This is a genomic window from Thomasclavelia cocleata, assembly GCF_900102365.1.
GTDB classification, from domain to species: domain Bacteria; phylum Bacillota_I; class Bacilli_A; order Erysipelotrichales; family Coprobacillaceae; genus Thomasclavelia; species Thomasclavelia cocleata.
The window spans coordinates 26944-36423 of sequence record NZ_FOIN01000025.1 but is presented as its reverse complement, the minus strand read 5'-3'; the positions used below and the strand labels follow the sequence as shown (position 1 = coordinate 36423).

7 protein-coding genes are annotated in these 9480 nt (G+C 28.7%); 2 read left to right on the top strand and 5 right to left on the bottom strand.

Annotated features, from left to right (window positions below; translation table 11 throughout):
* Nucleotides 1-344 precede the first annotated feature (344 nt).
* Nucleotides 345-1094, top strand: a complete 750-nt coding sequence (gene pgeF, locus BMW96_RS09445) for a peptidoglycan editing factor PgeF (RefSeq protein ID WP_092354908.1) — start codon at nucleotides 345-347, stop codon at nucleotides 1092-1094.
* Here pgeF and BMW96_RS09440 read toward each other — a convergent pair.
* The 4 genes from BMW96_RS09440 to BMW96_RS09425 form a co-directional block, all read right to left on the bottom strand.
* Nucleotides 1091-2575 carry an NAD(P)H-hydrate dehydratase gene (locus tag BMW96_RS09440; RefSeq protein ID WP_092354905.1) on the bottom strand — a complete coding sequence of 495 codons (1485 nt, stop codon included), beginning with the start codon at nucleotides 2573-2575 and terminating at the stop codon, nucleotides 1091-1093. The genes pgeF and BMW96_RS09440 overlap by 4 nt on opposite strands.
* A gap of 154 nt (nucleotides 2576-2729) precedes the next feature.
* A complete protein-coding gene (locus BMW96_RS09435; RefSeq protein WP_092354902.1) occupies nucleotides 2730-4175 on the bottom strand; it encodes a C40 family peptidase in 1446 nt (481 codons plus the stop codon).
* 212 nt (nucleotides 4176-4387) lie between these two features.
* Nucleotides 4388-7582, bottom strand: coding sequence for an ABC transporter permease (locus tag BMW96_RS09430; RefSeq protein ID WP_092354899.1), 3195 nt, complete (start codon nucleotides 7580-7582; stop codon nucleotides 4388-4390).
* Between the two features lies 1 nt (nucleotide 7583).
* On the bottom strand, nucleotides 7584-8288 hold the full coding sequence (locus BMW96_RS09425) for an ABC transporter ATP-binding protein (RefSeq protein ID WP_092354896.1): 705 nt from the start codon (nucleotides 8286-8288) through the stop codon (nucleotides 7584-7586).
* A gap of 146 nt (nucleotides 8289-8434) precedes the next feature.
* On the opposite strand from BMW96_RS09425, the gene BMW96_RS09420 reads away from it, so the two are divergent.
* Nucleotides 8435-8950, top strand: a complete 516-nt coding sequence (locus BMW96_RS09420) for a metallophosphoesterase (RefSeq protein WP_092354893.1) — start codon at nucleotides 8435-8437, stop codon at nucleotides 8948-8950.
* Nucleotides 8951-8971: 21 nt separating this feature from the next.
* Here BMW96_RS09420 and BMW96_RS09415 read toward each other — a convergent pair whose 3' ends face one another.
* Nucleotides 8972-9352, bottom strand: a complete 381-nt coding sequence (locus tag BMW96_RS09415) for a hypothetical protein (protein ID WP_244881298.1) — start codon at nucleotides 9350-9352, stop codon at nucleotides 8972-8974.
* Nucleotides 9353-9480 lie beyond the last annotated feature (128 nt).

Below are 9480 nucleotides of genomic sequence, written 5' to 3'. Positions count from 1 at the left end.
AGGCATCGCTAACTGGATTGGAAATAGGGTCGTTAGGAAGGAAACTAAGAAGAAAGCATTCAAATTTATATAAAAGTTTTCTAAAGATATTTAATAAAGAAACAATAAATGATATAATCATAACCATGGTAATTACACTCCTTTGTGATTGTTGTGGTGACTTCATTATAGGATGTAGTTACCTTTTTTGTATAGAGAAAAAGGGTTAAGTTTATAGATTAATTTCAGGGGAAATTGATCAGGATATATAAAAAACCAAGGTAGAATGAGGTTTTACAGTGAAAAAGACATATAAAAAACTAACTGTTTTTTGACACTACCAATCACACAGAAAGGAAAAAAATATGAAATTTATAAAGTGGGATACTGTTGAAAACATCGAAGCCTATACTATAACTAAAAAATTAGGTGATATGTCATATAATAACAAAAATAAAGAATTAGTTTTAAATAATCGTAAGCAACTAGCTAAAATATTAAACACTGATTTAGATCACATGATTGCCCCCCATCAGATTCATTCAACCAATTTTAGAGAAGTTAGTCTTAAAGATGGAGGCTCTGGAATGTATTGTAAAGATGATGCCATTATTGACACAGATGCTCTTTATACTAAAGATGCTGATTTATTTTTATTATCATTTCATGCTGATTGCACTCCTATTTTACTCTATTCACCAGAAACTAATATTATCGCAGCTATACATTCAGGATGGCTAGGAACAACAAAACAAATTATCTCTAAAGTCACAAAACATTTAATCGAAAAAGAACACTGTAATCCATCAACAATACTGGCATATATCGGTCCTTGCATATGCCAAAATTGTCTTGAAGTAATGGATAATGTCATTGACTTAGTAAAAGAAATGGATTTTGATGCAACTCCATTTTATAAAAAAACAGATGAAACACATTATCTTCTAGATAATAAAGGTTTAAACAAACAAATGTTATTAAATCTTGGATTATTAGAAAATAATATTACAGTATCCCCCTACTGTACTGTTGAAAATGATGATTTATTTTATAGTTACCGCAAACATAAAGACAGTGGAAGAAATATTACTATAATTAAAAGAAAGGCTGACTAGCCTTTCTTTTCTTTAACAATTTCATGCATAACTTTAGGAATCAAATTAATTAGTTTACTTGGAATTACTGTATATGAATTATCACCAATAACATCACCACAGCTGCCATGTAAATAAGTACCTAAAATAGCTGCATCTTTAGGTAAGTAGCCTTGTCCTACAAAACTTGAAATCATCCCCGCTAATACATCTCCCATCCCTGCTGTAGCCATAGCTTTATTAGCTGTAATATTTCGATATATTTCTTTACCATCCGTAATAATAGTATTTGGACCTTTTAAAACCACAATAACTCCATACTCTAGTGCAAAACGATGAACTTTTTCAACCATTTCTAATTCATCATTACAAGAGCATAATCTTTTAAACTCACCATAATGTGGGGTTAAAATAACTGGCATTGAACATATTTTTAATAAATCTAAATGATTAGATACAATCGTCAAGCCATCACCATCAATAACCAAAGGACATTTAGTATTCTTTATTGTATCAATAACATATCGTTCACTTTGTTCATTTAAACCTAATCCAGAACCTATTAATATTGCATCACGATTTTCATATACATTTAAATCCAAACTATTTCCTCTAAGCAAAGAAGTACATTCAGGAATAGCTGTTGATAAAGCATCAATAACCTTTTCACTTGAACATACACAAACTATTCCACTACCACTATATACAGCTGCTCTAGAGGCCAACAGTGAAGCACCACGATAGTAATCACAACCAGTGATATGAAGAACCTTTCCATAAACTCCCTTATGTCCATAATAACTACGAGACTTTAAATGATGCTTAACCCATGAAGGACTAACTAATTTAGCCAACCCTAATTCATGGCGTAAATCTTTTACATCTAATAATTCTATCGCAATTTCTCCTGTATACATATGACATTCTTCATTTAAAAACGCTTGTTTTATAGCAGTAAGTGTCACTGTTTTATTGGCACAAACAACTTCACCATAAGGAATTCCAGTATTAGGATCTAACCCTGTAGGTATATCTATAGCAATGATATTAATATCATATAAACCATTAATTTCATTAACTAATCTCTTTGCAATTCCCCTAACACCACTATTCAAACCAAAACCAAACATTGCATCTACAACTACATCTGCTTTTCTAGCATCTCTTATGAATAAAGGAATATCTTCTTCATCCATAAAAGTAATAGGCACCTCCATTTCCTGAGCCTGATCAATATAATAATTATTTGCTCTAGATAATTTATCAGGATTCCCAAAACAATACAGCTTGACATTTCTTGCTCTTAAATGTAATTTTATTCCTAAACTTAATCCATCAGCACCATTATTTCCTGGTCCACAAACAATTACAATATTATTATAGTCTTTACAATGCGGTAAAATTGCATTACTAGCTTTATCTACTAATTCTTCAATAGAGTACCCCGCTTTTAATAAAGCTTCATCATACGCTTTCATTTGTTTACTTGTTGCAACATACATATTATCACCAATACTTTCTATTTTTTATGTATTAATTATAAAACAAATAAAAGAAAAAACCTACATATATTATATTTTTAATTAACAAACCATTAATAATCAATTAAAAAAGGAATCAAATAAGATTCCTTAAGTTATTTTTATATTCAATTGTTTATTTTACTCTTACCGCACAAACAAAACCTGAACCTGAAACAGATGAAATTTTAACCACATCCCCCGTTTGAGGAGCATGAATATACTTTCCACCACCAATATAGATTCCAACATGTCCAGACTTCCATAAAATATCACCTGGCTGAGCTGCAGAAACACTAATCTGTGTCCCAGCATTCTTTTGTCCTGATGATGAATGTGGTAAAGAAACTCCTACTTTTGCATAACACCATTTGACAAAACCAGAACAGTCAAATGCATTAGGTCCTTCAGCTCCCCACTTATAAGGAGCCCCCAATTTGGAATAAGCAGCAGATAAAACAGCATTTCCATAATCATTTTCTGGTGCTAAACCAGCATATACTTTATTAATTTTTACAGCCAAAGAAACACTACCTACATTACCAGCTTCATCTTTTACAGTATATGTTGCAGTTTTGCTACCTGCTTTATCAGTTTTTGGTGCAGAAATCTCAACCTTAGCTTTTACATCTCCATCTTTGTTATCAACTGCAGATACAAGATAAGAACTAAAATCTACTGTATCACCAGCATTAATAGTAATTGTTGATTCACTTAATGTAATAACTGGTGCACTTAAATCTTTTACCACAACATTCAATTTACTTTCTGTAATATTTCCAGAACTATCTTGTACTGATAATTTCAAAGACTGCACTTCATCCATTTTTAAAGTATCAACAGTTCCTTCAACATTTGGTATTAATACACCATCTAAATTATCAATAACATTTACATAATTATTTAAATCAAATACACTACCATAATCGACTGTAACATTTTCTCCATGCAATAAATTAATAACTGGTGCTTCTAAATCACTTACTGCAAAAGTAAATGTTTCAACAGCTTCATTTCCAGAACTATCAGCAACTTTCAAAGTTATATCCTGGAGACTTGGCACCTCTGTATTTAAAACAGTACTTGCTTCAATAAATGGTGTTACATCACCATCAACATTATCAGTAGCTTTTAGATAACTTGAAAAATCAGCACTACCTTTTACAGGTACATCAATAGTATACCCTCTGCTTGTTCCAAGCATTTCAAATTTAGGTTTCTCATTGTCAACAACAGTAACCTTAATTTTCTTTCTTGCTTCATTAGCACCTTGATCAATAGCAACAACTTCTACATCATATGTTCCCAATTGATTTACATTTAATGAAGAAGTATCAGCACTAACATCAATCAATTCTCGGCTATCTTTATTGTCAGTAATATCAATACTAGCTAAATCAAATTTTTCTCCAAAAGGAATTTCAATTTGTTTAGACTTAATTTCAGGTTTTTCTTTATCAGTTGCAGCATATCCAACAAGCATAAAACTTGCAACAGCTGCAATTGGAATGAACATTGCTTTACGGTTAATAATATATTCATTAAACACGTTTTTAAGCTTAGTCTTAATATTTATATCCATTCGTTACCTCCTTTCAATAATATATCCATCTATAATTATATTACTATTTATTCCAAAAATCCACCTATGAAAGCTGTTTCATTTTTGTCACTTTCTCGTATCCTAAGCCTAGCTTAGCTTTTAGAAGAAAAATTTTTTTAAACTTTCTTTAGATTTCCTTAAGATTTTACTTAGTACTAAATTTAAATTACTATATCCATAAATATATCTAGTTATTCTATACTTTTTAAAGATTCCACCATATCAATATTATTTAATACTTTTCTCATTATCAAGTTAATAAACGATGTAAATAATATCGTTATAACAATAGCATAAACATAACTCATCAAATTAACACTTCGTACAAACATAGCCACTTCAACTTCAACAGTAGCAATAATAAACATATGAAGTAATTTTCCTATTCCTAGTCCTGCAAAAGCTCCAATCAATCCTAAAATCTGATTTTCTCTAAATACATAATCATAAACTTCCCTTGAATAAAAACCTAATACTTTAATAGTTGCAATTTCACTTTTACGCTCCTGAATATTAATATTCGTTAAATTATAAAGAACAATAAAAGCCAATGCCCCTGCACAAGTAATCAAAATAACTACCACACTATCAATACTTCCCATTTGATCTCTAAAATCTTTAGAAATTCCTTGAATAAAATTTACTGAGTTAATTTTATCATTTTGGTTGCAGTATTTACTTATATCTTTTTGATTACTACTATCAACTAAATTAAAATAAGAATAGTTTTTCAAAAGCTGATTATTAGTTAAATCATGATAAAAATTCTCACTCATATAAATATGATGTTGAAAATGCAAATACATTACACCACTGACTTTAACTTGATAATCTTCATTATCTATTTTAATTTTAATCTTATCTCCTACTTTCACCTTTAATAATTCTGAAAGCTTAGCCGAAATTATTACACCATCATTTTCCAGTTTTAATTTTTTATGATCATGATAATCTTCAAGCTTTATATATTTGCTTAACTCCTGATTATTTTCAAACACTTCTAATGTTCCATAATGTTCCTTATTGCCATATATACTAATTGTTTTTCGATAAAAACTTTCACTTTCTTTAATATTATCAAGTTGATTAAACTTTTGCTGTTCCAATTTTAATTCCTCTTGGCTTAAATTTTTATCAAAAGCAGCAACCCCATCATATGTCCATATTTCGCCATATTGTTTATCAGCTAAAGTTGAAACAGAATTTTTAATTCCAAAACCAACAACAATCAATGCTGTACATCCTGCAATTCCAATAACTGACATAAAAAAACGTTTCTTATATCTAAAAATATTTCTCATTGTAACCTTTTGATTAAAAGATAATCTTTTCCAAATAAAAGTAATTCTTTCTAAAATTATTCGTTTACCCATTTTTGGCGGTTTAGGTCTAAGCAAGTTTGAAGGTGTTTCATTTAATTCCTGATATACTACTAAATAAGTAACAAACATAGTAATTGCAACAGAAATAACAAATGTTTGAATACATATAAAACCATCAAAAGTTGTATTAATATCTGCTCCAACAGTAAATAACATTTTATTATATAAGAAATAAATAATTCCCGGAAAAAAATACACTCCTAAGATAATTCCTAAAACACTTGCGAAAAAGGTTGCTAAAAAAGCATAAATAAGATATTGATTTATAACATCCTTTTTATCATAACCTAAAGCTCTAAATGTTCCACTTTGAACTCGTTGTTCTTCTACCATTCTAGTCATTGTTGTAAGACTTACTAAAGCTGCTACTAGAAAGAAAATTAATGGGAATACCACTGCTAAAGCTTCCATTGATTCACATGTTGAAATATAGCTTAATACACTAGCATTTTCTTCTCTAGTCAATGACACCAATTTACCTTTGGGAATATCTTTAAGATCGTCACGACCATTATCTAATTGTGACTTTGCTTCATCTAGTTTAATTTTGGCATTATCTAAATCTAATTTAGTTTGATCTAATAATATTTTGGAATCATCTAACTGTTGTTTTGATTTTTTTAAAGTTATCTCTGTATTATCAAGTTGTATTTTAGATTCATCTAAATCTTTTTTACTTTTTTCCAATTTAACTTTTGTTTGATCTAATAATATTCCTTTAGTATCTAATTCATTTTTACTTTGATCTAATTTTTCTTTTAAATTCGTATATGTTGTTTGTAAAATTACTAAATTATCTTTTGTTTGATCTAAAAAAACTTTTAATTCTGTTAGAGATTCTTCAGGAATTCCTGCTTCTATATATTCATTATATTCTTTTTGTTTTTCTTCATATATTTGATTTAATTGCTGATATTTAATTAACAATTGATTGTATTGCTCAAGTCCTTCTTGCCATTCATTCACCCCTTGATCAAATTGTGTCTTACCATCAAGATAAGCTTGCCATCCTTGTTCATATTGTAACTTACCTTCATTATATTTAATCAGACCATTTTGATACCCTTGGTACCCTAGATCATATTGCTTCAAACCTTCCTGATACTGTTGAAAACCATTTTGATATTGTATTAATCCCTCATTGTATTCAGATTCACCTGCTAATAAATCTTTCTCTCCCTGATTAATTTCTTTATTAGCATTATCAACTAGTTTTTTATTAGTTCTATCAATTTCATCAGTTAAAAGCTTTTTGATCTGTTTATTAACTTTCTTCACATAATCTAGATACTCATCACTAAATACACTATATTTATTAGGATTTTTTAAGGATATTCTTAGTTCATTAACAACTATACCATCTTGTAAATCATATAATTCTTGTGGTAATGCTAAATCTTCATTACCATCTGATAATATTTCAACAAAACCATCATTTGTTCCATCACCTAATGTATTTGTTCCTCGTTCAATAGTACTAAAATACCGGGAATCATTAACTAATCCTGTTACAATAAATTCTTTAATACCATTATTATTACTTAAAACAATCTTATCACTAATCCCCACCTTATTTCTTTTCGAAAAGTTATAATCAACAGCACACTCATCTTCCTTTACTGGTAACTTTCCATTTACTATTTCCAATCTATTAACCTTATTATTAAAATTTTTATTAGTATATACAGTAACTCCTTTGCTACTATCTCTAAAATTTACCAAAGCATCAAAACGATTTCCACATTCCACCACTTCAACTTCTTCAATTTCTTTAACTTTATCAATAACATCAAAGTCAAATCCTAAAGTAGCTATATAGTTAAGATCATTATATTTATACTTGTTTAAATAATCATTCATCGTTATTTCCATTATTGATGAAGTATGACGTAATCCTGCAAAAAAAGCAGCACCTAAAAAAACAATACAAAAAATAGATAAAAATCTAGCTTTTGTTTTACGAATTATTTGAACTTGATTCTTTACATATGCCTTTTTTTTCATATTACCACTCGATTTCCGCTATTGCTTTAGGATTCTTATTCATACTCATTGATGCCACTTGCCCATTTTTCAAATGAATGACACGATCTGCCATTGGTGCTAAAGCGCTATTATGAGTAATTACAATTACTGTCATTTCATATTTGTCACACATTTCTCTTAACAATGCTAAAATTGCTTTACCAGTTTGATAATCTAATGCGCCTGTTGGTTCATCACATAACAATAGTTTTGGATTCTTAGCTATTGCTCTAGCAATCGCAACCCGCTGTTGTTCACCACCAGATAATTGTGCTGGAAAATTATTCATTCTTTTTTCAAGCCCTACACGATTTAAGACCATTTTTACATCTAGGGGATTTTTAGAAATCTGTGTTGCTAATTCAACATTTTCTAATGCTGTTAGATTTTGAACAAGGTTATAAAATTGAAATACAAATCCAATATCATCTCTTCTATATTGTGTTAGCTCTTTTTCTCCATATTTAGCAACATCTTTACCATCAACTAAAATTTTACCACTTGTTGCTTTATCCATGCCGCCTAACAAATTTAAAATCGTTGTTTTCCCCGCACCAGATGGTCCTACAATAACAACAAATTCACCTTTATCAATTTTAAAATCCACCCCATCAGAAGCATTAATTTCTATATCACCTATCTTATATGTTTTTTTTACATTATCAAAAACAATGAAATCATTCATTTCTGTCACTACCTTTCTTTAGACATTAATAATTATATCATGAAAAAAACTATGATTAAAGAAGACCATATTTTAAGCTAATATTATTTGTATATAAATTTTAATATTATAATGTTAAAATTATATTACTAAAGGAGATGTTATTAATGAGAGTAATGATCTTGTCTGATTCACATATTATTTCAAAAGATAATCTATTAGCTTTACTTAAACATAATCAAGTTGATTATTATATACATTGTGGAGATATTTATATGTCATATGAAAAAATTAATTTAAATAATTTTTATTTAGCCAAAGGTAATAATGACTTTAATAAAAACATTCATGAAGACTTATTTATTACAATTGATAATCTTAAATTCTTTATCACTCATGGTCACCACTATAATGTTGATTCTAATCTTAATTACCTATATAAGACAGGTAAAAATAAAAATGCTGATATCATTTGTTTTGGACATACCCACCGTCCCTACTATAAGATTAACAACAAAATAACTATGATTAATCCTGGCAGTATCTGCTATCCTCGAGGTCATTATAAGTCACCAACTTACTGCATTTTCGATACTAAAAATAGAAAAACTACTTTTTATAATACCAATACTCTTTTACCATGTAATCCTTTTGATACTTCATATAAAAAAGAATCATTTTAAAATGATTCAAATAATTTTCTATTATTCATACTCACGTAATTTTTTCCTTAAATCTTCTATATAGCGCTCTTCAAATTTATCAACATTTATAAAATTACCTAGTATAGAACATGGTTCAAAATAAAATACCAAATACATTCGACACCCTCCATTTTTTAATGGTGCAAACTGTCCACTCCAATGCCCTGTATAATTATTATTTTGAATATCATATTCAAATTGAATATTTTTTCGACAGTTAGTTATATTAATATTAGTAACATGATGTTTACGATCATACTCAAGATATGTGTGATTATCAACTTTTTTCACTTTTGATAAATCACTTCGCCAAGAACAATCATCCATATTACTCACTATTTTAAAAACTTCTTCTACACTACTTTTAAAATCAATTTTCATTTCCACCCTTTTCATCTTTATCCCTGGTATATTATAAATGACTCATTTAATTAGTCATTTATAGTATACTTTTTCCTTTCTATCAACCTTATTTATCCGTGGTCGATGACTGTTTAAATTTACTGTAA